The sequence below is a fragment of the Vibrio sp. 10N.261.51.C6 genome, assembly GCF_041471785.1.
Taxonomy (GTDB): Bacteria; Pseudomonadota; Gammaproteobacteria; order Enterobacterales; family Vibrionaceae; genus Vibrio; species Vibrio crassostreae_C.
On sequence record NZ_JBFRPB010000127.1, the window covers coordinates 1 to 216 of the forward strand.

The following is a 216-nucleotide window of genomic DNA, read 5'->3' on the forward strand; positions in this document are numbered from 1 at the left end:
GAATCGCTTGGTGATCACAGTCACCTTGTGATTCATCGTAAGGCTTTAATGCCTCCGAGCGTTTCGCGAACTGACGGTCGAAGGCGAGTTTGAGTTGTTCAAGCAGCGATTGGCGCTCTTGTTTCCACTCATTTTTCTCCGACATCAGAGCAGCTACCATCGCTTGTAGCTCGGCAACATCTTGGCTTTCTGGGTCGATATTTGGCGTCTTTTTCA

Annotated in this window: 1 pseudogene; it reads right to left on the reverse strand. The window is 49.1% G+C overall.

What is annotated here, in order from left to right:
• Window positions 1-216 (reverse strand): annotated as a pseudogene (locus AB4375_RS21450) (IS66 family transposase); the annotation flags it as partial.